Source organism: Chitinophaga sp. RCC_12, assembly GCF_041360695.1.
In the GTDB taxonomy this organism is placed as follows: domain Bacteria; phylum Bacteroidota; class Bacteroidia; order Chitinophagales; family Chitinophagaceae; genus Chitinophaga.
In genome coordinates this window covers 124894-149193 of sequence record NZ_JBFUPS010000006.1, presented here as the reverse complement: position 1 = coordinate 149193, position 24300 = coordinate 124894, and the positions used below count along the sequence as shown (strand labels likewise).

The 24300-nt window shown below is 48.6% G+C and carries 17 protein-coding genes; 12 read left to right on the top strand and 5 right to left on the bottom strand.

Annotation, left to right across the window (positions count from 1 at the left end):
• Positions 1-224: 224 nt before the first annotated feature.
• The 3 genes from AB6805_RS18960 to eboC all read left to right on the top strand — a co-directional run bounded on the left by AB6805_RS18960 (position 225) and on the right by eboC (position 3107).
• Entirely contained in the window at positions 225-1124 is a 900-nt protein-coding gene (locus tag AB6805_RS18960; protein ID WP_370911016.1) for an EboA domain-containing protein, read from the top strand.
• Positions 1125-1145: 21 nt separating this feature from the next.
• On the top strand, positions 1146-2132 hold the full coding sequence (locus AB6805_RS18955) for a TatD family hydrolase (RefSeq protein WP_370911015.1): 987 nt from the start codon (positions 1146-1148) through the stop codon (positions 2130-2132).
• 96 nt (positions 2133-2228) lie between these two features.
• A complete protein-coding gene (gene eboC, locus AB6805_RS18950) occupies positions 2229-3107 on the top strand; it encodes a UbiA-like protein EboC (protein WP_370911014.1) in 879 nt (292 codons plus the stop codon).
• Positions 3108-3165: 58 nt separating this feature from the next.
• On the opposite strand, the gene AB6805_RS18945 is transcribed toward eboC, so the two are convergent.
• Entirely contained in the window at positions 3166-3804 is a 639-nt protein-coding gene (locus AB6805_RS18945) for a response regulator (protein WP_370911013.1), read from the bottom strand.
• A 12-nt stretch (positions 3805-3816) separates the two neighbouring features.
• Positions 3817-5805, bottom strand: a complete 1989-nt coding sequence (locus AB6805_RS18940; RefSeq protein WP_370911012.1) for a tetratricopeptide repeat protein — start codon at positions 5803-5805, stop codon at positions 3817-3819.
• Between the two features lie 605 nt (positions 5806-6410).
• On the opposite strand from AB6805_RS18940, the gene AB6805_RS18935 reads away from it, so the two are divergent.
• The 5 genes from AB6805_RS18935 (at position 6411) to AB6805_RS18915 (ending at position 13134) form a co-directional block, all read left to right on the top strand.
• Positions 6411-7565 carry a 3-dehydroquinate synthase gene (locus AB6805_RS18935; protein WP_370911011.1) on the top strand — a complete coding sequence of 385 codons (1155 nt, stop codon included), beginning with the start codon at positions 6411-6413 and terminating at the stop codon, positions 7563-7565.
• Positions 7565-8776, top strand: a complete 1212-nt coding sequence (eboE, locus tag AB6805_RS18930; RefSeq protein WP_370911010.1) for a metabolite traffic protein EboE — start codon at positions 7565-7567, stop codon at positions 8774-8776. The genes AB6805_RS18935 and eboE overlap by 1 nt, the downstream gene beginning before the upstream one ends.
• A 118-nt stretch (positions 8777-8894) precedes the next feature.
• Positions 8895-10262, top strand: a complete 1368-nt coding sequence (locus AB6805_RS18925; protein WP_370911009.1) for an alkaline phosphatase family protein — start codon at positions 8895-8897, stop codon at positions 10260-10262.
• A gap of 474 nt (positions 10263-10736) precedes the next feature.
• A complete protein-coding gene (locus AB6805_RS18920; RefSeq protein ID WP_370911008.1) occupies positions 10737-12074 on the top strand; it encodes a Gfo/Idh/MocA family protein in 1338 nt (445 codons plus the stop codon).
• 277 nt (positions 12075-12351) lie between these two features.
• A complete protein-coding gene (locus AB6805_RS18915) occupies positions 12352-13134 on the top strand; it encodes a sulfite exporter TauE/SafE family protein (protein ID WP_370911007.1) in 783 nt (260 codons plus the stop codon).
• Here the strand turns inward: AB6805_RS18915 and AB6805_RS18910 are convergent, their stop codons facing one another.
• From AB6805_RS18910 to AB6805_RS18900, 3 genes are all read right to left on the bottom strand, one after another.
• Complete coding sequence (locus AB6805_RS18910) at positions 13135-13491, bottom strand: MmcQ/YjbR family DNA-binding protein (protein ID WP_370911006.1); 357 nt, start codon at positions 13489-13491, stop codon at positions 13135-13137. It lies immediately after the preceding gene.
• A gap of 359 nt (positions 13492-13850) precedes the next feature.
• A complete protein-coding gene (locus tag AB6805_RS18905; protein WP_370911005.1) occupies positions 13851-15641 on the bottom strand; it encodes a DUF885 family protein in 1791 nt (596 codons plus the stop codon).
• Positions 15642-15755: 114 nt separating this feature from the next.
• Entirely contained in the window at positions 15756-17123 is a 1368-nt protein-coding gene (locus AB6805_RS18900; RefSeq protein WP_370911004.1) for a DUF1080 domain-containing protein, read from the bottom strand.
• Positions 17124-17385: 262 nt separating this feature from the next.
• Between AB6805_RS18900 and AB6805_RS18895 the strand changes: the two genes are divergently transcribed.
• The 4 genes from AB6805_RS18895 (at position 17386) to AB6805_RS18880 (ending at position 24032) form a co-directional block, all read left to right on the top strand.
• Positions 17386-20394 (top strand): SusC/RagA family TonB-linked outer membrane protein, encoded by a 3009-nt coding sequence (locus tag AB6805_RS18895; RefSeq protein ID WP_370911003.1) that lies wholly within the window; start codon positions 17386-17388, stop codon positions 20392-20394.
• A 40-nt stretch (positions 20395-20434) separates the two neighbouring features.
• Positions 20435-22048 carry a RagB/SusD family nutrient uptake outer membrane protein gene (locus AB6805_RS18890; RefSeq protein WP_370911002.1) on the top strand — a complete coding sequence of 538 codons (1614 nt, stop codon included), beginning with the start codon at positions 20435-20437 and terminating at the stop codon, positions 22046-22048.
• Positions 22049-22177: 129 nt separating this feature from the next.
• Complete coding sequence (locus AB6805_RS18885; protein ID WP_370911001.1) at positions 22178-22765, top strand: RNA polymerase sigma factor; 588 nt, start codon at positions 22178-22180, stop codon at positions 22763-22765.
• Positions 22766-22868: 103 nt separating this feature from the next.
• A complete protein-coding gene (locus AB6805_RS18880) occupies positions 22869-24032 on the top strand; it encodes a FecR family protein (RefSeq protein ID WP_370911000.1) in 1164 nt (387 codons plus the stop codon).
• Positions 24033-24300: the final 268 nt, after the last annotated feature.

The following is a 24300-nucleotide window of genomic DNA, read 5'->3' as shown; positions in this document are numbered from 1 at the left end:
CGTGGCTAAAGATATCCTGATGTATAATCAGGTTTTAGAATGGCGGAAGGAGAGGCAGTAATGCCTCTCTTTTATTTTGGGCATATCCCATCGTTCAACCATTGATGTGAACGGTTTAATCTTCTTTTTTTGCCATCTATCATAAAAAAGTGGCCGGATTCTTAAAATCCCATTATTACTGGTTAATTTTATTGGGAAATCAGCATTATTATTTTAAACAGGATATGTCAGTGGCTGAATATGTATACGATCAGGATAAAGTGAGCACGCTGCTTGGAACGATCATCAGGAACAACGGAAACGAAAAAGCGAATACCTGGCTGCAACAACGTTTGCAGCTACAACAGCAAACCGGTGCCATCCCGCAGTTTAATCAAACTTTCACAGCTATTCCGCGCTTCACAGGTAAAGAAATGATCCATCTTTCCGCAACGGAAAATGAACAGCTGCAAGCGCTGCGGCCATCATTATTCGTACGTGGGTGGACGTTAGATCGCCTCGTACGGGTATGGTGGCTGCTCCAGTTGCCGGTAACAAACAAAGCCGTGTACCTGGAGGTGTTGGAAAACCTCTTCAATGGCGCGGAAATGAATGAGCTGGCAGCTTTATACAGCGCACTCCCGCTGTTGCCCTGGCCGGAAGAATGGATCGCCCGCACCTCGGAAGGGATCCGGTCCAATATTGGTATTGTACAGGAAGCCATTATGCTGCACAATCCTTACCCGGCCGAATATCTCCCGGAACCCGCCTGGAACCAGCTGGTCATGAAAGCCATCTTTACCGATAAGCCATTACACCTGATCACCGGGCTGGATGAAAGAGCCAATGCTGCACTGGCCGGCATTCTCGTGGACTTTGCCCATGAAAGATGGGCTGCCGGCAGAACGCTCGATCCCATGCAGTGGCGGCTGCTGGTGAATTTTGTAAACGAAGGTAACTTTGCCGACATTACCCGCATCTGGCACTCCCTCAACAGCGCGGAAAAAGAAGCCGCTGCACTGGTTTGTGCCCAATGCCATTACGAACCCGCTAAAGCATTGCTGGCCACAGAACCGGCATTGCAGGCGGAAACACACGCCGGTACTATCTCCTGGGATACCCTGGCACAAAAAATAATTAAATAATCAAATTAAAACTGATCAGATATGTGCGGAATTCATGACTTAACAGAAAAAGATCTTCAACCACTCACCTATAGCCCCGCTTATCTTAATAAAATAAAAGGCATGCGCTTCTTTGATCCGCATGTGCACATGACCGCCCGTACTACCGACGACTACCAGGCAATGGCCGATGCAGGCGTAGTAGCCATCATTGAACCCGCCTTCTGGTTAGGACAACCACGCACCGGCGTAGATACCTTCCGCGATTATTTCAGCAGCCTCCTGGGATGGGAGCGTTTCCGCGCTTCCCAGTTCGGAATCAAACACTATTGCACCATTGGCCTCAACTCCAAAGAAGCCAATAATGAAAAGCTCGCGGAAGCAGTAATGGAAATATTACCACAGTTTATTTATAAAGAAGGCGTGGTAGGCGTGGGCGAAATCGGTTTCGATGACCAAACCCCCCTTGAAGAAAAATATTACCGCGCCCAGCTGGAACTGGCCAAAGAAGCCGGGCTCCCCGTACAAATTCACACCCCCCACCGCGATAAGAAAAAAGGAACCCAGCGCAGTATGGATATTGCACTGGAACATGGTTTGGAGCCTCACATGATCATTGTAGACCATAATAACGAGGAAACAGTCAAAGAAGTGCTGGATCGTGGCTTCTGGGCTGCGTTTACCATCTATCCATTCACTAAAATGGGGAATGAACGCATGGTAGCCGTGGTTAAACAGTATGGAAGTGAACGTATTATGGTGAATTCCGCTGCCGACTGGGGAATCAGCGATCCCCTGGCAGTTCCCAAAACCGCCGCTTTAATGCACGAAAGTGGTATTGACTTGAATGACATTCATTTGGTAACTTACACCAATGCTGTAAAAGCCTTTGCGCAGAGCGGCCAGATGAATGAAGCAGATTTTGATGTAGCAGCAAATATTGATCAAAGTGAGAAATTTAACGGAAGCTCTGTGCTTCGGGGAGGACAGCAACCTCGAATCGATAAAAACACAACCATCATCCGGTAACGGCCTGACAGCTTCGTCCCTGCTGGCAATGAACCATGAAAACCTAATTACGCGGTGAGTTATATTGTTAGCAAATTATTTGGATACCTACGCCTGATGCGACCAGCCAACATCGTAACTGCAATAGCAGATATATTGGCAGGCGTCGCTGTGTCGGCCTATTTTATAAATGTTACGTTCAGTACTGTTACACTGGATCTTACGCTGCCGGTGGTATGCCTGTGCCTCGCAACCATGGGGCTGTATGGTGGTGGCGTGGTATTCAATGATGTATTTGATGCCACACTGGATAGTACAGAACGCCCGGAAAGGCCCATCCCAAGCGGGGTAATCTCAAAAACACAGGCCATTATCCTCGGCAGCTACCTGCTCCTGGTAGGTATCCTGGCCGCTTTTTCCGTAGGCCGCCTTACCGGCTATGCCGGCTGGCTCGCCATCGGCGTAGCTGCCAGCGCACTCGTTTATGATAAATGGGGGAAACATCACGCCTTCCTCGGCCCTCTCAACATGGGACTTTGCCGCGGACTTAACCTCCTGCTGGGCATCAGTATTGTACCGGAAATGCTGGAAATATATTGGTGGATGGGATTCATTCCTATTCTCTATATCGCCGCTGTTACCAACATCAGCAGGGGAGAAGTACATGGTGGAAGCGTAAAAAGCCTGCGCTTTACCGCCGTATGTTATGCACTGGTATATATAACAATGGGTATCCTGGCATATATGCACCACCGCTTCTGGCTGGCACTGCCTTTTATCGCGCTGTTTATTATTATGATCAATGTGCCGCTTTTCAAAGCCATGAAAAACCCTTCGGGTCCGAATATAGGAAAGGCAGTGAAAGGAGGGATCATCGCACTGATTGCCATGAATGCCGCCTGGGTGGCCGCTTTTGCTACCATACCTTTCGCAATTGCCGTAATATTATTGTTGCCAATATCCCTGGTACTGGGTAAAATATTTGCCGTCACGTGAGCACATTACCGGTGTCCGGCCACAAGCCGGGTACCGGCACCATTATTCCGGTGATAGCCTATTCCGCTATTCCCCGCTTCATCGCTTCTTTTACCAGCCCGGCGGTATTCTTCACCGCAAGTTTCTGCGTAAGATTTAACCGGTGCGTTTCCACCGTACGCAAACTGATAAACAACAGGTCTGCAATTTCCTGGTTGGAATATTCGTCCGCAATCAGTTTCAGGATTTCCTTTTCCCTGCGCGTAAGCGGAATCTCGTAATTAATGCGCTTTTGACCGGTAATGGCTTCATTCACTATCTGATTCCTGATTAGGTCGTCGAGAAACTGCCCGCCGGCATGCACCTCCTCAATGGCGCGGATAAGCGTTTCCGGATCAGTGCCTTTCAACAGGTAGCCGGCGGCGCCGTTACGCAGCATTTGCTTCACATAATGCGATTCCATAAAACTACTGATCGCAATCACTTTTACAGACGGATGCTTTTTCTTCACCTGCTTGCAAAGTGCTATGCCATCTATTTCAGGCATCTGAATATCCAGTAATAGCACGTCGGGTTGTATACCCGGTAAAGCCTCCATCAGCGCCCCCGGCCGGTTGCTTTCATAAACAACGGAAATGTGCGGGTAAGGCGTCAGCATCGCCTTGATGCCGCTGATCACCAGCAGGTGATCATCCGTGATAGCCAGTTTGATACTCATCTTCTTTTTAAATTAAAACGATGACTGCACTTCCATCAGCTGCATAATGGCAATATTAAATTCTATATATGCCGTTGTGCCGCAACCCGGTATAGCCGTCAGCGTTAGGTGTCCGTTTAATGATTTGATCCGCGTATGAAGGTTCTTTAATCCCATACCGGTCGTGCTTTTCGCAATATCTTCAAAGCCAACGCCATTGTCCTCCACGGTAATGGTAAGCAGCTGGTCATGTTGCGTAAGCTGTACCAGCGCCTCGGTGGCATGGGCATGCTTAATCACATTATTGATCAGCTCCTGCACAATCCGGTATACCGATAATTCAAAGTTGCCCCTGAACCGCTGCATGTCGCCGGAAGTATAGAAAGTGATCTGCAGCTTCCGGGAGTGACTCACATTATGGCAGAATAATTCCAGCGCACCCGCAAGCCCCATCCTGGAAAGGATTTCAGGCATCAGGTTATGGGCGGTTTTGCGGACTTCACCAATGGCATCGTCCAGCATGCTCAGCGCATGGTTAAAACCTTTGTCCTGTTGCAGAAAAGTATGTTCATATTTGAGCGCCCAGAAATGCATTTTCACGGCAGATAACAAGCCACCAACACCGTCGTGCAGGTCTTTCGACAAGCGCGTGCGCTCTTTTTCCTCGCCCTGCATCATCGCCTCCAGCACCTGTACGGTTTTTTCTACTTCCAGCGTTTGAAGCTGCTGTTTTTGTAACCGGTGCCGGTGCAGTAATTTCTGCCATATCAGGAATGAACCAACCAGGATCAGTATTATGCCGGCAAAGATGAAACCCAGCCACCGGTTCTTCCGCTGTAACAGCAGGTCTTTCCGGATCAGCTCTAATTTTTTCTCCGCCAGGTCCCTGTCTTTTTTCTCCGACTGGTACTGCATTTCCAGCTGCTGTACATTCAGCCTGGTGGCATTCCCTACCAGTGAATCATTCAGCTGCTCATAAGCCTTCCGCAGCTGAAAGGCCTGCTGGTAATGCTGCTGCGCGGCTTCATTGTCGGATGCCGCCAGGTAAGCCCGCCTTAGTTCATCGCCCGCATAATATTGCCTGGCCAGGGTAATTGTTTTCTGTAGATAAATACCGGCAGCGAGGTGCTTCCCGCTCCGGTAAAGGGCATTGGCATATCCCATGTATAACTGCATCCGGTTTTCCAGCCCGGGATCATCGGTGGAAATAAGCAGTGCTTTTTCAAAGGTTCGCAGGGATTGCTCATGTTGCGAAAGATCAGTATATACCCGCCCGGTTGCAGTAAGCGCATTCAGTACCAGCAGCTGGTCGCCCGCTTTTTTACCAAGCTCCAGCGCCCGGTTGAAATACCTGCCGGCAGCCGTATAGTTACCCTCCCGGCTTTTACTTTCTCCAAGGTTGAGCAGGGCCGCCGCCATGCGCGAATTGCTGCCCAGCCTGCGTCCATGATTATAAGCCTGCACCGCATAATTAAACCCCTTCTTATAATCTCCCAGGGAAATAAAAACATCCGATAAATAGTTCATGATCATGCCTGTGCTGGCGCTGTCTTTCGCCGCATCGGCCAGCTTCAGCGCTTCCAGGTAGGCGGCCGCCGCAGCCGGGAAATTCGCCATCTGCTGGTATTCCATCCCGCAATAGCTGATGGCCCTCACCTGGTTAAGCGTATCTTTTAATGAAGCATAAATGATCACCGCCTGCTTCAGCATGTACAGCGACTGTAAATACTGCCCCCGCATATCCTGGATATACATATAGTAACACGCAAAATCGGCTACCCCTTTATGGTACCCCAATTGCCTGCTGATCCGCAAGGCACGCATGAAAACGGCAGCCGACTTATCAAGCTGGTAAGGGAAAAGCCGGCAGCCATAGTCAATCAGCGCCTGTACCTGGTTTGCACCTGCCGGCTGCAGGTTAATCGTCTGCAACACACTGTCAGCCGCGGAAGACGTGGATGCCTGCAGCACCCCGGCGCTGCCCATCGAAATACAACAAACAAAAAGTAATATTCTCAGCATTTCTGATACACTTTTACGGCCTGAAAGGCTGTTATTGTTAATAATTCAAGGTTACCGGTTATCACGCACAATGAATGCCCTGGCGGATAACAGCCGGAAAGCTATTGCCCGCCATCGCGCAGTGCGTTGACAAATGCTCAGCATGCAACAAAAGATGTGAAATACAACCGATGTTACAGGGTTAACAACATGGGCGTCCCATGTTTTTTGGTCAAACAATTTAATTCTCAGACTGTGAAACCGTCGTTCATTTCTACAGCGGCCTAAAGTTCAGTATTTCTGTTTTAATACGCAACAGCGTATGGGATGAACGGAAGCAGGAGCGGATCAGGAGATCGGGATAACTACGTAGATTGCCTGCTGGTAAGGCATTGGCGGGTGCCCTGCGCACATAAGTAGAACTACGCAATTTATAAAATAATGGTTTATACCGTAGCTAAAACCGGGTAAAACAGATTTCTTTGCATACCGATAAATTGATTCTACAGACTAACCCCAAAAAAACAGGCTCCGTTCCCGGGGCCTTTTTCTTTGTAAAAAATCACGTTTTTCTATGTACTTTTAAAGGCTATAGTTTTTTTTAGTCAGATGATGCGGATTTAGCCATGGAATATATTCAACAAAACTTCAATGTCAACTTCTCTTACGGTGTTTTCTTTAGCAGCAATTTATTCGATCCTGCCAACACCTGTTTAGCTACCTTCCTGGAATCAAAAGCGGAGAGTGCATACGTTAAGAAATTACTCGTTATACTGGATGGTGGCGTTGCAACGCATCACCCGGAACTAACCCAACAGATCAATCAGTACTTTCAACAGGTGCGCGGCTTTCAGCTGGCCCCTGAAATCATCACCATCGCCGGGGGCGAAGGCGTGAAAAATGATCTGCCCCTGCTTTTCAGCCTGGTTGATGCCATCGATAAATATGGCATCGACCGCCATTCCTATGTGATAGGCATCGGCGGCGGTTCCCTGCTGGATCTCGTAGGGTTTGCCGCAGCGATTTCACACCGTGGCGTGAAACATATCAGGATTCCAACCACCGTACTGTCGCAAAACGATTCCGGCGTTGGCGTGAAAAACGGCGTAAACTATAAGGGGAAGAAAAATTTCCTCGGTTCCTTTGCGCCGCCTGCAGCCGTGTTCAACGACCCGGTATTTTTAACCACCCTGGACCCGCGCGACTGGCGCTCCGGTATGGTGGAAGCCGTGAAAGTAGCCCTTATTAAAGACGCCGCCTTCTTTAACCGCATAGAAGAAAATGCAGTGGCGCTAACCGGTGGTGATATGGCCGCTATGCACGAACTTATTTACCGCTGCGCAGAACTGCATATCCAACATATCGGCGGCGCCGGTGATCCGTTTGAAAGCGGCTCCTCCCGTCCACTGGACTTCGGTCACTGGAGCGCACATAAACTGGAGCAACTCACCAACTTTGAATTACGTCATGGTGAAGCAGTGTCTATCGGTATTGCCGTCGACAGCGTATACTCGTTCCTGTTAGGATGGCTGCCCGAAACAGATATGCACCGCATTCTCACGGTGTTAAAAAATATGAAACTGCCGGTATGGCATCCTTTGCTGGAAATGCAGGATGGTAAACCTTCTCCGGTGGTAGCAGGACTGGAAGAGTTCCGTGAACATCTCGGCGGCCGCTTAACAATTTCCCTGCTGCGCGCAGTAGGAAAAGGAGAAGAAGTGCACGAAATGGACCTTAACTTATTATATAAAGCAGTAGCTATCTGCAAAAATAATCAGTAATGAAAACAGCTGCAGGACATCTTACCTACTGCACAAATATTCATCCTGGCGAAAACTGGGACGACCACTTTGCGCAACTCAAAAAATTTATACCTGCCATTAAACAACAGGTATCACCGGATAAACCTTTTGGAATAGGATTGCGACTGGCTAACACCGCCAGCCTGGAACTAAGCAAGGAAGCGCCTTTGAAGGCATTTCAGCAATGGCTCCGGGAAGAAGATTGCTACGTGTTTACGATGAACGGCTTTCCTTATGGCGGCTTTCACAACGTAGTGGTAAAAGACCAGGTACATGCGCCCGACTGGACCAGCGCTGACCGTGTAGCCTATACCATCCGCCTGTTCAGGATCCTGGCAGCCTTGCTGCCCGAAGGTATGGAAGGAGGTATTTCCACTAATCCGCTCGGATATAAACACTGGTGCAACCGCTGCGAAGAAGACAAGAATTCTTACACGGAAAGCGCTACGCTGAATATGTTGCTGGTGCTGGAACAGCTGGTGCGCACACACCGCAGCGGCGGCCCTTTGATGCACCTCGATATTGAGCCGGAACCCGATGGCATGATGGAAAATACCAGCGAGTATATTAACTGGTACTTCGAAAATTTACTGCCTGCCGGCATCCCGTTTATCAAAGAGAAATTTAATATAGAAGATGACCAGGCAGCAGCCGATATCATCAAAACGCATATCCAGCTGTGTTACGATGTTTGCCATTTTGCACTTGTATACGAAGCGCCTCAGCGGGTTATCGAACGTATGCAGCATCATGGTTTGAAGATCGGCAAACTGCAGATCAGCGCGGCACTGAAAGCTGATATGCCCGCAGATACCACCGCACGCAATGAAGTGACAGATGCCTTCCGAAAATTTAATGAACCGGTATACCTGCACCAGGTGATCGCGAAAAGAAAGGATGGCACTTTTATTCATTATCCCGACTTACCGGAAGCGCTGGCAGATGAAAATAATGCAGCCGTTACAGAATGGCGCTCCCATTTTCATGTACCGGTGTTCCTCGATAAATTCGGCGTATTGCAATCCACGCAGGAAGACATAAAACAAGTACTGGCCATACAACGGGAACATCCTTTTACACAGCACATGGAGGCGGAAACATATACCTGGGACGTGTTACCACCCGCCCTTAAACAGGAGATGTCTTTATCCGTTTCCCGTGAGCTGAACTGGATAAGGGAACAGTTATAAGTATCTTTGCATAGTGCCGCGCGGTGCCACCGGATAAACACCGGTGGCAACATGCAATCTTGGAATTGTCCCCCCGGTATTATAGCTTTATGCCGGAATTGTAACGGCGATTGAATATATGAGAAAGACAGTAGTAATTGATGTAGTAGGGCTCTCCTCTTCTTTGCTGGAGTACCTGCCTTTTTTAAAGGCTTATACACAACAGCGGCACCTGGCCACCGTAATGCCTATGTTACCTGCGGTGACTACGGCTGTACAGAGCACGTATCTTACCGGCGAATGGCCCAGTGAGCATGGAATAGTAGGCAATGGCTGGTACGACAGAACCGATGCGGAAGTTAAGTTCTGGAAACAATCCAACCGGCTGGTAGATGCTCCCAAAATATGGGACCGCGCCCGGAAACTGGATCCATCTTTTACCTGTTCGCAAATGTGCTGGTGGTACAATATGTACGCGAATGTGGACTACTCACTGACACCCCGTCCCAACTATCTTTCCGATGGCCGTAAAGTGCCCGATTGCTATACTTCCTCATCTACACTCCGGGACTATCTCACCGAACAACTCGGCAAGTTCCCCCTGTTTAATTACTGGGGGCCCACAGCCAGCATAAAATCAAGCCAATGGATCGCTGATGCGTCTATCCTCACGGATAAACTGTACGATCCCACCCTTACTTTTATTTACCTCCCTCATCTCGATTACTGCCTGCAGAAATTCGGACAGGACCCGGTAAAAAATGCAAAGGAACTGGCAGAAATAGACGCGGTATGCAAACAGCTGATTACTTATTATCAGCAGAAGAATTGTGATCCGATTGTACTATCGGAATACGGCATCACCAATGTAAATAACCCCGTGCATCTTAACAGGATCCTGAGGGCAGAAGGGCTGCTGGCCCTGCGAGTGGAAAATGGCCTTGAACTGCTGGATGCTGGCGCCTCCAAAGCCTTCGCCGTTGCAGATCACCAGATCGCGCATATCTATGTTAATGATCCCTCCTGTTATAAAAAAGTGCGTTCCATCCTGGAAAAGGTGCCGGGTGTACAACTGGTGCTGGACCGGGAAGGCAAACGGCAACATCATCTCCATCACAGCCGTAGCGGCGAACTGATTGCCGTAGCCGATGCCAACAGCTGGTTCACGTATTACTACTGGATGGATGACAACAAAGCCCCCGATTTCGCCAGGATTGTGGATATATTCCGTAAACCAGGCTATGATCCCGTGGAGATGTTCATGGACCCCGCCGACCCGCTCATTAAGCTGAAAGCGGCAGGAAAATTGCTCAAAAAGAAACTGGGTTTCCGCTACCTGATGAACGTCATCCCGCTCGATGCAACCCTTATCAAAGGCTCTCACGGCAGGATCGAAGAAAACCCCGCCTATCACCCGGTGGTCATCAGTTCCCAACCCGCTCCCCAGTCGCAGCTACAGGCAACAGACGTGTACGGGGTTATCTGGAACCAGCTGACAGGCAAATAACGGCTCCGCAATGACCAGTAATCAGCCGGCAGGTAAATAACCCTCCGGTTGAATTAACTTATTCATAACCATCTGGTTACGACTACAGGGCTGTTCTAAGCAGCTCCAAAAAAGTGCCTGTAACCAAATGATAAACAATCAGTTACCGATCAAGTCCACCTCACCTCCGCATCAAGAGCGCGTTTACTCCATGTCCTAAGTATGTCCAAAGCATATGCTAAGCATCACTTATCTAACTTTGCTTCATATCAAAAGTATCATCCACCTAATCCATATTCCATCCTCAAAAATCTCTCAAAACCGTCTAAAAAATCCAAAAATCTCCAAAAATCCCAAAGCTAAATCAGTATAATCAGCGTAATCAGTGCTCAAGACAAAACTCGCGTTCGTGCGTTCATCAAAAAAACTCCCCATCACTGATTTATTTTTCTACATTCATGCAACCGATTGAAACGAATAAATAATATCACCGTTATGGAAAGAAGAGATTTTCTCAAAACCGGTAGCATGGCCGGGTTGGGAGCAGGATTAACCATCCTTAATTTCCCCGTATTTGGAAAAAATGCTCCCAGCAACAAATTGGTACTGGGCGTAATGGGCGTTAACTCCAGGGGCAACTGGCTGGCACAATGTGCAGCGAAACTGCCCGGAGCTGAAATAGGCTATGTCTGCGATGTGGAAGACGGCGCCATCGCCAAAGGGCTCAAAGCCATTGCGGGCGCGCAGGACCGCAAGCCGGAAGTAATTAAAGACATCCGGAAACTATTGGAACGCAAAGATTTTGATGCACTCATCGTGGCAACGCCCGATCACTGGCACGCTCCTGCGGCCATCATGGCCACGGCGGCAGGTAAGCATGTGTACGTGGAAAAACCCTGTGCCCACAATCCGGGCGAAGGCGAAATACTGCTGGCAGCGGCAAAAAAACACAACCGCCTCGTGCAGATGGGAAACCAGCGCCGCTCCTGGCCTAATCTCCAGCAGGCAGTAAAAGAAGTGAAAGAGCAAAACGTATTGGGTAAAGTATATTATGGCCGCGGGTGGTACGTAAATAACCGCGAACCCATTGGTATCGGGAAAAAGATTCCGGTTCCCGGTACGCTCGACTGGGACCTGTGGCAGGGACCCGCTCCCCGCCGCGATTACCTGGATAACATTGTACACTACAACTGGCATTGGCGCTGGCATTGGGGTACCTCCGAAACCTGCAACAACGCCACCCACGAACTGGATTGCCTACGCTGGTTTATGGATGTGGAATTCCCTACCAAAGTCACTTCTGCCGGTGGCCGCTACGCCTATGCTAAGGACGACTGGGAAACACCGGATACCCAAACCCTGAACTTCGAGTTTGAAGGCAATAAAGCCATCGCCTGGGAAGGCCGCAGCTGTAGCCCGTTTAACCTGGAAGGCAGCGGCCGCGGATTTACCCTGTTTGGCGAAAACGGAAGCCTGTATAATTCCGGCGGCGACAGCTACAAACTGATCGACACCAAAGGTAAGGTGATCAAAGAAGTAAAACAGGCCGCCAATCCTAACCAGAGTGTAACCAATACCGTTAGTCCCGCCGGTGAGTTTTATGACGCCGTGCATATCAACAACTTCCTGGAAAGTATCCGCGGCAACGCTACCCTCAACTCCGAAATCAATATCGGTTACCGCAGTACGCTGCTTTGCCTGCTGGGCAATATAGCGCAACGTACCGGCCGCATCCTTCATACCGATCCTTCCAATGGCCATATCCTGAACGACAAGGAAGCCATGAAAATGTGGGAAAGGGAATATGAAAAAGGCTGGACGCCGAAAGCATAAATCAGTAAAACGGGTTCCGGGTAATAGTACCACCAGGCACAAAATTTCTAAAAAAAATGCTTGTACTATTACCCGGAATTCCTATCTTTACGAAGTTATAAACCCTTTCTCCTATTGGGTTTATAGGCTAACAATAAATATAATATCTTGTTATCCCCCATAACTTTTAGTTATCGTTGTAATTAATAATGATCCCCTACTTTTGACTTACCTGTAATTTTTTATAACCAACCACACCAACCACAAAAGTTGCGCGTTCCCCGGAGGGATGATTTGAATGGAATTTTTACAACAATCTCAGTACCTGTCAGTATTGCTGATAGGCCTGGTAGTAGGCTATTTGTCCGGTTTATTAGGGAAAGGGGGTAGTGCCATCAGCACTCCAGCCCTGCAGATCTTTGCAGGCGTAAACCCGTTTTTTGCACTGGCATCACCGCTGCCGGCATCTATCACCAGCACTTTATCTGCCACGGCAGTATACAGTAAGGAGAAACTGTTTAATAAACGGGTGATCCTGCTGGGGGCTGCTTTTGGTGTCCCGGCCACTGTCATTGGGTCTTGGCTTAGCAGTTACCTGCCCGGCAAAACGCTGATGATCATGACGGCCCTCTTTATCATGGCCACAGGTATGTCGCTCATGTATTCCTTTCTGCGCAGTAAATCAACTGGTGAATTAACCGTAATAAGTGAAGATGTGCCGGCTGGTAAATTAGTGGTAGCCGCTTTGTTTATAGGTTTTTTATCAGGGCTGCTGGCAAATGCCGGCGGGATATTGTTCAGCTCTTTCTTTATAAAGAAATTAAAAATGCCCATTAAACAGGCACTGGCCTGTGCAGTAGTGTTATCGGCTGTTTTATCCATACCCGGCGCTTTAACGCACTGGTGGCTGGGTCATATAGACTGGAATATAGCGCTGCTGCTGTCGCTTACTGCATTCCCTGCTTCCTGGCTGGGAGCCAAAACGGCGGTGAAAATGAAAACGCCCGTCCTCGAAAAATTATTTGCACTTACCCTTATCGTATTTGGGGTATACGATATCTTCTTTACTATCTGGAAGTAATCAGGCATGCGCCTTCATCTTATGGATGGCTTCCTGCTCATAAGGGGGCAGGCTGCTCACGATAATTTCGTAGGCATTCTGCAGGAATGTTTCCAGCTCGGTAGCCGGCAGCATATCTTCCTGTTTCAGCTGCACCCAGTGATACCGCGCCAGGTGAGGGGCCGGTACAATACCAGGTCTCGAAATCAATTCATGAAATTGCGATTGACTGCACTTAAACGATACCCGGTGAGGCGGCTCCAGGGATATCATGCAGAATAATTTTTCGCCTACGTAAAAGCGCAATTCGTTGTCCCACTTTTGTTCAGTGATGACAGCCGGAAGTGACCGGCACAGATCAAGGGTATGATCAAACATAGCAGCAGGTTTTAAAAGAATATTATTTAGGGCCGTTTTTTAAGGACGACATGTGTCAATAGTTTACATGCACAGACTAACATATTAAAATATGAAGTATGTGTGGTTAACGTAAATCTAAGCTGTAATAGTGAATGAAACTGCCCTATAAAAATAGGAAATAAAAACCAATCCTGAATGTTAAAATGAACTTTCCTTCCGGCAGGAAATTCCTTTGCCCCGTACCAGCGGGTATTTCAAGGGAACATCGTTTTTTTTCTTAATCGAAATTTAATCCCTTTCAGGTAAAAAAGTTTCGGCTTGTACTATCACCCCCGGGGGTGTAATACAAGCCGAAAGTCAATATGGATAAGCCTTTACTAAGGTTGGGCAGCTGCCCAGCGCGCCATTTTTTGTTCCAGCACCGACAGTGGCACGCAACCATCTTTCAGCAACTCATCATGAAAAGATGATAAGCTGAACCGGCTGCCGAGCGACTTTGTATACTGGTTCCGCAGTCCGCGGATCTTCAGTTCCCCGATCTTATAGGAAAGCGCCTGGCCGGGAATGGCCATATACCGCTCAATTTCAGCGGTAGCTTCCTGTGTGGATACCGGCTCATTATCCATCATGTACTTGATGGCCTGCTCACGGGTCCAGCCTTTGGTATGCAAACCAACATCCACGACTAAACGAATAGCCCGGTGTATTTCATCTGTTAAACGGCCAAAGTACATATAAGGATCGGTGTATAATCCCAGTTCTTTTCCTAAACTTTCACAATACAGGGCATAACCTTCGCCATAGGCGCCAATCCACGAGAAACGGCGGAACTTAGGCAGGGAGTCGTTTTCCTGTTGCAGGGAAATCTGGAAATGATGACCTGGAATGGCCTCGTGTAAAAAAAGGCATTCCATACCGGTATATGAAAAGTCTGTTGCATCAAGGATAGGCACGTAAAATACGCCCGGTCTTGTACCATCGGCGCTGCCCTGCATATACTCTGCGGAGGCGGAAGCAGCCCGGTAAGCTTCGGTTTGGCGGATTTCAAATTTTGTTTTGGGAAGATGACCGTACATTTTTTTTACACCGGGCATGATCTTGTCCTCGATGGCTTTGAAAGAATCCAGGACAGCAGCAGGTGTTTTAAAGATGCGCAGCTTCTTATCGGTACGCACCGACGCAAAAAAGGCCGGCAGATCGCCTTTGAAACCAGTGCTGTTCTTCACTGCTTCCATTTCACCGCGGATCCGTGCCACTTCTTTTTCTCCCAAAGCAAAAATTTCTTCGGGGGTAAGGTCGGTGGTCGTCCAGCTTTTTATCAGGAAAGCATAATACGCCTTACCATCAGGAATAGCGCCAATGCCGCTGCTGGTGCGGGCTTTAGGAAGGTATTCCTGCTGCATAAAGTCGCGCAGCTTCGCAAAAGAAGGCAGGATGTATGTTTCAATGGCCGCGCTGTACTCTTTCACCAGGGTTGCTTTGGTGGCTGCATCCAGCGAATCCGGGATCGTTTTCAGCGGCGAATAGAATACGTTATTGGCAGTATCTTTTTTGGCCAGGTCTGTTACCTGCGGAATCACTTTCACCACCAGGCTTTGCGGCAATACATAGCCGGTGGCCATTCCCCTGCGCATATTGGCGATGGCCGTGTCGGTCCATATGGCAAAGCGCTCCATACGATGCATGAAGTTATGGTAGTCCTTTAGCGTTTTAAAAGGTTGGGCAGAAGACCCCGAACCCAGCTGCGCCAGCGTGATGGGCAGGCAGGTGAACTGCTGCACCGGCATCAGGTGATCGTGAAAGGTAAGCCCCTCGCGGTTGATGCTGAACTCCCGTTGCAACATGTCGTAGGTAATACGGTCGTTGCCGGAGAGGACTGCTGTATCAATGCCTTTAATGGCCTGCTGGAAGCTGGCATAGAAAGAATCGGCTTTTGCGCGGTAACCTTCACTGATGTCTATCGGCAACTGGTCGTTGTATTGGTTTTCCCCATTCTGGGTAGCCTGCAACGGGTTCAGGGCCATGCTTTCATTGTAGTACCGCGTGGCCAGTTGACGCAGGGAGTCCTGCGTGGCCTGCGGGTTACTATGACTGCCCGGTTGCTGACAAGCCGCGGCCAGCAAAGCCCCCGACAGGAGGAGGTAGCCTTTTCGTTGTAACATTTTCATATTGATGGGTTGTGAACAGGTAGTAATTTACCGTTTTATCCAAGAAAAAAAGCATTCCGAAGAATCGGAATGCTTATTTAGAACAGTGAACAATGAAAAAAAAGGTAAAAAATATTATTTAAGAATTTTTATTCGAATGCTTTTGAAAGAAACCTCATTACCATGATCCTGTAAAAGGATGTGCCCTTCAGGCCACAGACCAAAATTCTTCCAGCTTTTATACTTGCTGATCGCCACCAGATCTTTGAAGGCCTGGGAGCCACGCTCGTATTCCAACACTTTAAATCCATTTAACCAGTGTTCTACGTGATTATTTGGATACACAATAATACGACCTTTGTTCCATTCTCCAATAGGGTTGATGGCACGTTTTTCCTGTTTTCTTGTCATGAGGTCGTAAAGACTTGCTAAAGTACGGTTTCCATCACGTCCTAATTTGGCATCCGGGTGCTTTTCGTCGTCCAGTACCTGGTACTCCAGCCCGATAGCCGACTTGCCTCCTGTTTCGTAGGATTCGCTCACGAAGTATTTTACCCCGCTATTGGCGCCCGGCGTTAGTTTGAAGGTAAATTCCAGTTCAAAAGCACCGTATTGTTTCTCCGTAATAATGTCGCCGCCGCTGCCTTCTTCATCTCCCGTGGAATGACCAATCATGAGCACCCCATTCTGCATGGTCCAGCCTTTGGTGGGGAAGTCCTTTTTATACACGCCTCTCCAACCTTTGCTGGTTTTTCCATCCCACAACAGCTGGTAGCCGTTTTTCTTTTCCTGGCCGGAAATAGTGTTATCCACATTATTAACAACGTAGATGTTGTCGTAGGGAGAATACTGGGAAGCAGCCGGGTTTTCTATCAGCCTTACATTTTTCCAGTAGATATTTTTGTTGTCGTCAGCCGCATTTTTGCCGATACTATGCACCTGTAAAGCGATGAAACCCTTTGGCAGTGCAGTATCTACCAGGTGGGCAGTAGGTACGCCATTCACCCAGGTACGCATTTCATTGCCGCGGCACTCGATACGGTATTTGTTCCAGCCGTCCTTTTTAAAGGCATTCTGACCGGCGGGGTTCAGTTCCATCGGGTACTGCCAGCCTCTGCGGCCTTCTTCATAAATACCACCGCTCCATTTACGGTCGGATGGGTCAATCTCCATCTGGTAGCCAAATACACGGCCATTCTGGTAGTCGGGCCTGCTTTGACTCCGGAACTGGATCCCGGAATTGAATTCCTTGCCCAGCTTGAATTCCAGCTCCAGGATAAAGTCGCCGTACTCTTTTTCAGTAGCCAGGAAAGAGTTAGGCGTATTCATCACCGTGGTGCCCACGATCTCGCCATTCTGCACATTATATTTTGCTTCACCCCCCAGTTGTTTCCAGCCTTTCAGATCTTTACCATTGAAAAGCTGCTGCCACTGGGCTTTCTGAGCGAAAAGGCCACCATACATACACAGCAGGGTGCCAAATAAAAGGATCGTCTTTTTCATAACTTAAACGGAATAAGGTGACCAAAATAAACAATGAAAATGATTTTTACAACCGATTGCAAAACTTTAATCTTATTTTTTATTTTTTAACCACATGATAATCTGACTAATATGTGGTTTTACAGAATTAGAAATAAAAATATTCATGCAAACGATTGCAGCAATGTAAAAATATCTTATTTTGGTTCCGAAAGTATCCACGTAGCAACAGCCAAAATCGAAAAAGTAATACTCTTTATCTACAATCATTATAAACTACGTTATGAAAAAAGTTTTTTCACGTCTTATCTGTATGATAGCATGTTTGCTATTCTACCAACTCACCCAGGCACAAGGCACCCCAATTACCATAGAAGGTAATGTTCTCGACGCCCAGAAGCAACCACTGGTTGGCGTAACCGTTTCTATCAAAGGGAAAAATGCAGGCACCCAGTCAGATGCCCAGGGACATTTCCGGCTCAAAGTTACAGATGCCGCCAACGCAGTACTCGTATTTACCTACATCGGATTTAACACGTATGAAGAACCTGTAAAAGGTCGTGCAATCGTTTCCGTAGTTTTAACAGAAGACCGCAAAAAACTGGAAGAAATTGTGGTGGTGGGATATGGCCAGCAGAAGAAAAAAGATGTAACCGGTTCCATTTCCTCCGTAGGTACCAAAGCTATCCAGGACGTACCGGTAACCAACCCGCAGCAAGCCTTACAGGGCCGCGCTCCCGGTGTGGAAGTACTCAACAACAGCAGCAAGCCCGGTGATGAACCTACCGTGCGTATCCGCGGTAGCCGCTCCCTCAGGGCCGGCAACGACCCCCTCTATGTAGTAGACGGGATCCCTTACGCCGGTACACTCAGCGATATCGGTACAGGAGTAATACAATCGATGGATATTTTGAAAGATGCCTCCGCAACGGCTATCTATGGCTCCAGGGGCGCTAATGGCGTAATACTCATCACTACCCAGAAAGGCAAGGAAGGAAAACCCGTGGTTTCCTACAGCGGCTCCTACGGTTATGTACAACAGCTCGGCGAATCCGACATGATGGACGCTAACCGCTTCATAGAAATGCGCCGGGAAGCCAACCGCACCATCGGCAAATACGATGATGCCAACCCCGATGCCTCCGACAAGAAAATATTTAATACCGTTGAATACGCCAATATCAAGAAAGGCACAAACGTAGACTGGCAAGACCTGATGATCTCTCCGGGATATCAGACCAATCACGGCCTCAGCGTAGCCGGCGGTACAGAAAGAACAAAATACACCGTGGGACTGGGTTACTTCAAAGACCAGGGCGTACTGAAACTGCAGGATTACGAGCGTTATAATTTCAATGTGGGCATCGACCAGATGATCGGCGACCGCGTTCGCGTGGGAGCTACCCTGTTGGGCGCCTACAGTGAACGTAACGGCGAAACCTACAACGGGATAGACAATGCCCTGAAAATGTTGCCCATCGCCGCTCCATACGACGACAATGGAAAGCTGATCACCTATCCCACCGGCGATAGCCAGCAGCCTAACCCGTTACTGGATTATGTCCCCGGTAACCGCGTTGAATTAATGAAACGCTTCCGCATCTTCACCAGCCTGTTCGCAGAAGTGGAAATCATAGATGGCCTGAAATACCGCCTCAACGTAGGTCCGGATGTGCAGAACTATAACTATGGCCTTTTCCAGGGTAAAAACAATACCAACCTGCTGATCGGCGGTGGCGACGCTACGGCTTCCAAAGGAAACGCTTCTACCATGGCGTACACCATTGAAAACATCGTTACCTACAACAAAGAAATCAAAAAACATAATATCGGCTTCACCGGCTTATACAGCGTTCAACGTCAGAACGTAGATATTTCTACTACCAACGTGAGAGGTATCCCGGTAGAAACACAACAATACTACAACCTGGGTCAGTCGCTCAACGTAACCGGCGTAACCAGCAGCCTTAGTTCCTGGACCATCCTTTCCTATATGGGCCGTTTGAACTATGGATATGACGACCGCTATCTCCTGACCCTCACCCTTCGTGCGGATGGATCTTCCCGGTTCGCACCCGGCAAAAAATGGGGTTATTTCCCCTCCATTGCAGCAGCCTGGAACATGGTAAGTGAAAAATGGCTGAAAGAACAGAAAGTCCTGGATAACCTGAAACTGCGCGCCAGCTTTGGCCGTATCGGTAACACCGGTATTAACCCATATGCTACACAGGGTAACCTGAGCAGGATTCCTTATTCCTTCGGAAACAAAGGCGTGCTGGGCTTTGTACCGCTCGATCTGCGTAATCCTAACCTCACCTGGGAATCTACCACCTCTACCGATATTGGTATTGATTTCGGATTCCTGAACGGCCGTATCACCGGTGTGGTGGAATGGTACAACCAACGCACTACCGACCTGCTCATGCCACAGTCGCTCCCGTTCAGCAATGGGTTTAATGAAGTGCTGATGAACCTCGGTACTTCCCAGAACCGCGGTTTTGAATTCGGAATAGGCGCCACCATTATCGACAACCCTAATGGATTCAGTTGGAAAATGGATGCCAACATGTTCCTGAACAGGTCTAAGATCCTGTCGCTCGGCGATGGCAGAACTGCCGATATTGGAAACGCCTGGTTTGTAGGTCAGCCTACCTATGTATACTATGATTTTAAGAAGACTGGCGTATGGCAGGAAAAGGATGCCCAGCTGGCTAAACTTTACAACCTGAAGCCAGGAGAAATCAGGCTGGAAGATGTAAATAAAGATACGCTCATCGATGCTAAAAACGACCGCCAGATTCTCGGTTCCCCGGAACCTAAATGGTCGGCAGGTACTACCCAGCGCTTCTCCTATAAAGGATTTGAATTGTCCATTGTAGCCTTTGCCCGTATGGGAAGTATGATCAAAAGTGACTTCTACCAGAACTATAATACCCTGTTTGGCCGCTATAATAACCTGAATATCGATTATAACACACCGGCCAATCCCACCAACGATTTCCCACGGCCTAATGCCAACCAGGAACGCCCCAGCAACTACCAGTCGCTCAGCTACTTTGATGGCTCCTTCTTTAAGATCAGGAGCATAACACTCAGCTACGCCTTCTCGGACGCTGTGGTGAAACGTATGCGCATGCAGGATCTCCGGGTAAACGTAGGAGTGAAAAATCCAATGATCCTGGCGCCTTACCGCCAAACCTGGAAAGGAGTTGATCCTGAAGACGTAAATGTGATCGGCATCGATGCACCAGCCACCTGGATGCTGCAGTTCGGAATAAATGCCAAATTTTAAATCAACGGATCCTGATTAAACATCTTTAAAAGAAAACGTTATGAAATATATAGTTCCTCTCATCATGCTGCTGGCCGTTGGTTCCGCCTCCTGCAATAAAATGCTGGATGAAGAGATTGTCACCAACGTAACAGATGATTTCTATAATACTAAAGCCGGCTTTCAAACAGCCGTGAATGGCTCTTACGTGTCTATGCGCAACTTTTACAGTACAGAACGCGGTATGACGCTTACGGAAACCGGTACCGATATCATCACCAACGGTTCGGATGGTAACTTCAAATTTACAAGTCAGTATACCTCACAGCTGGATTCCCGTTATGATCATGTCAGGGAAGTGTGGAACAGCTTCTATCAAACCATCAACACCTGTAACGTGGTGGTAGACCGGGCCGACAAGATCCCCGACCTCGACGAAGCAGTAAAGAAAAAAGGCGTGGCCGAAGCGCTGTTCTGCCGGGCGCATTATCATTTTGTACTCATGCAGATGTTTGGCGCCGTACCCTTACGCCTGCACGAAAACGCTGAAATTATAAGAGAAGCTCACCGCGACTCAGTATCCGCCATCTACGATGCCGTGATCAACGACCTGCTTGCAGCAGAAGCTGAATTGCCGGCTACACAGGCAGAATGGGGCCGTGCTACCAAGCCTGCCGCAGAACACCTGCTGGCAAGAGTTTACCTCACCCGCGCCTCCTCTCCGCAGGCAAAAGCAGGAGACTATGCCAATGCCGCCAAGTATGCCGACATGGTCATTAAAAACTACGGCTTCAAATTACTCGCCGACGTTGGACAGGTATGGGCACAGGGAAAAGAAAATAACGATGAAACCATCTGGGCAGCGCAATACACCACCGACCCGCTTTATGGTTACCCTGATAACAACGCCTGCCGCTTTTTCCTGATGCAGTATGATGTGCTGAAAGGGATGAAGCGCGATCTGGCCAACGGCACGCCCTGGAAGCGTTTCAGACCTACAAAGTTCCTGATCGATACACTGTATAAAGACAGGATACACGATGTACGTTATGAAAAATTCTATACCACCCTGTGGAGAACCAATGCACCGGTTGATAACCTGAAAACAGGCGATACCGCTGTGTTCCTGCCTGGTTATGACGTATCCGACGCAGTGATTGCCACCAAACCTTATATGCTGGTGCCACCAAGATTGTACACTGAAAAGCTGTATCCTTCTTTGAATAAATTTGCCGATGCGCTCCGTCCTGATAACCAGGCTTCCGGCGTAAGACCCTTTATAGCGATGCGTCTTGCCGAAGCTTACCTGATAGAAGCAGAAGCCCTGATGATGGATGGCAAAAAACAGGAAGCCGCCGACCTCGTAAATGTGGTGCGCTGGAGATCTGCACGTATTGGCGCTACACCTGCCGAAACACAGGCTAACCGTGATGCGATGACCGTAACCGCCGCAGACATGACCATCGATTTTATCCTGGATGAAAGAGGCCGGGAACTGGTAGGTGAACAACTGCGCTGGTTTGACCTCACCCGCACCTATAAACTGGTGGAAAGAGTGAAGCTGCATAACGACGAAGCACGTAGTAACATCAAGCCTACACATATGCTGCGGCCTATTCCGCAGGACCAGATCGATAGAACAGTGAACGAGTTCCCGCAGAACCCGGGATATTAATACTTCTTTCTTTTTCAAAAAAAATCAAAAAGGGGCTGGCCAGGTAAAATTGGTCAGCCCCTTTTTTGACCTTTTTTGCTACTTTTAGCAGAAATCAACCAATAGCTGCGGAGGATAGCACATTTCAGGATGTCCAATAATTCAGACAACGAACGGGAACTGCTCCGGCAGGTAGCTGCCGGGGACGAGCAGGCGTACCGGGTATTATTTGACCGGTATTCGGACAGGATGTATATGAATGCGCTGCATTTTACGAAATCAGCAGAACTGGCGCAGGACCTCACACAGGAAATATTTATCCGGATATGGATGAACCGGTTGAAACTGGCTGATGTAGATCGCTTTGATGCCTGGCTGTTTACAGTGGCCAGGAATGTAATCCGCAATGAGCTAAAGAAAAAGGTGTTGCCGGTGGAGAACGCAGAGTTGCTGCATGCTTATTTCAGGGACAATAATTTAACACCGCAGGAACGGATAGAATATAAGGAGCTGGAAATAGCTGTTCATCAGGCCATTAAAAACCTGCCGCCACAAATGCAAACGGTATTCCTGCTAAGCCGGCAGGAAGGGTTAACGCATGAAGAGATTGCCCGCCGCATGAATATTTCCGTTGTTTCTTCCAAAACCTATATGGTCCGCTGCCTCCTGGCGATTCGCAGGCATCTTGGCAAAAATGCCGGTAAATTGGGAATCGTGATCTTTTTCCTCTACAGATAAAAAATATTTTTTTCCAAACGTCTTACCCCTGCTCATCTGGTTGTCTTTACCTGGAATGACCTTCGGGTTGCAGGTACTATTACCATTTTAACAACGCATCATTATGTCGCCATCCGAATTTCAGCACCTTGTACAAAAATTCCTGGACGATAGCATTACCACAGAGGAATTGCAGCGCTTCCGGCAATGGGTGCTGGAAGAAAGAGACGTAGATATGCAGGAAGCTGCCATAGCAGCGGTGCTGCAAAAAAGTAGCTACCCCGGTGAAATGCCGGCAGATAAACAGGTAGTGTTTAGTTATATACTGGAAGAAGCGAACCGCCGTACTGCTCCGCTCCCGCGTGCACGAGTGGTGGGCATGCGCACCTGGTGGGCGGCGGCAGCGGTTTTATTATTGCTGGGTACGGGCCTTTATTTCCTTACCCGTCAGAAAGCACATATGGAAATAGCGCAACGCTCCAACAACATCATCCATCCAGGCAGGGAAGGTGCCATACTTACGCTTGCGGATGGTTCGCAGGTGGTACTGGACAGCCTGAAAAACGGCGTGATCACGCAGCAGGGAAGCACCGACGTACAGCTCCGGAACGGACAGTTGTTGTACAACAGCCGGAATGGAGCTTCATCCGCTTTGCTTGCCTACAACACGGTGGCTACACCAAGGGGCCGCCAGTTCCAGGTAATACTGCCGGATGGTACCACCGTTTGGCTCAATGCCGCATCTTCCATCCGGTATCCGGTTGCTTTTCCCGCAGGAGAAAGGAATGTGATGATTACGGGAGAAGCCTACTTGGAAGTGGCCGCTGATGCCCGCAAACCTTTTACCGTGGAAACAGACAACGGCACGGCCATCCAGGTACTGGGCACCAGCTTTAACGTAAACGCCTATACGGATGAATCGGCATCACGGACTACCCTGCTGCAGGGAAAGATCCTCGTAAAATCCGCTACCGCCAGCAAGGTATTGTTGCCCGGGGAACAGGCGGTGGTAGCCGGATCCATTACGGTAGATGCGCATGCCAATACCAGTCAGGCAATTGCCTGGAAAAACGGCATCTTCAATTTCCAGCGGGCCCCGCTGGAAATGGTAATGCGGCAAATTGCCCGTTGGTATGATGTAGAAGTAGTGTATGAAAAAAATATCCCGGCCATTACTTTCGGCGGCGAAATGGGACGGGACCTTGAACTGAAAGACGTGCTGGAATTCCTGCAGGAATCAGGGGTTCATTTTAAATTATCGGGAAGAAAACTGACGGTCATGCCTTAATTTTTTTATCAACCAGGTCATATGCCACAAAAAACCGGAAGCGGTTCGAAGCACTTCCGGTTAAAGATTGGCTTAACTGAAAAAAACAAGTCCCGCAAGACTGCTTATTTATCAACTAAACCATTGCAAAGCTATGCAATTAAATGCTCTTTGTAACCGGTCCGGGAAAGGTATGCGACGCCCGCATGCCCCCGGAGCACCAGCTATGTGCAGCGCCCGGTTGTCAACTAAAATCGAAGGATCCCTTTACCGAATGGGGATCCCAATA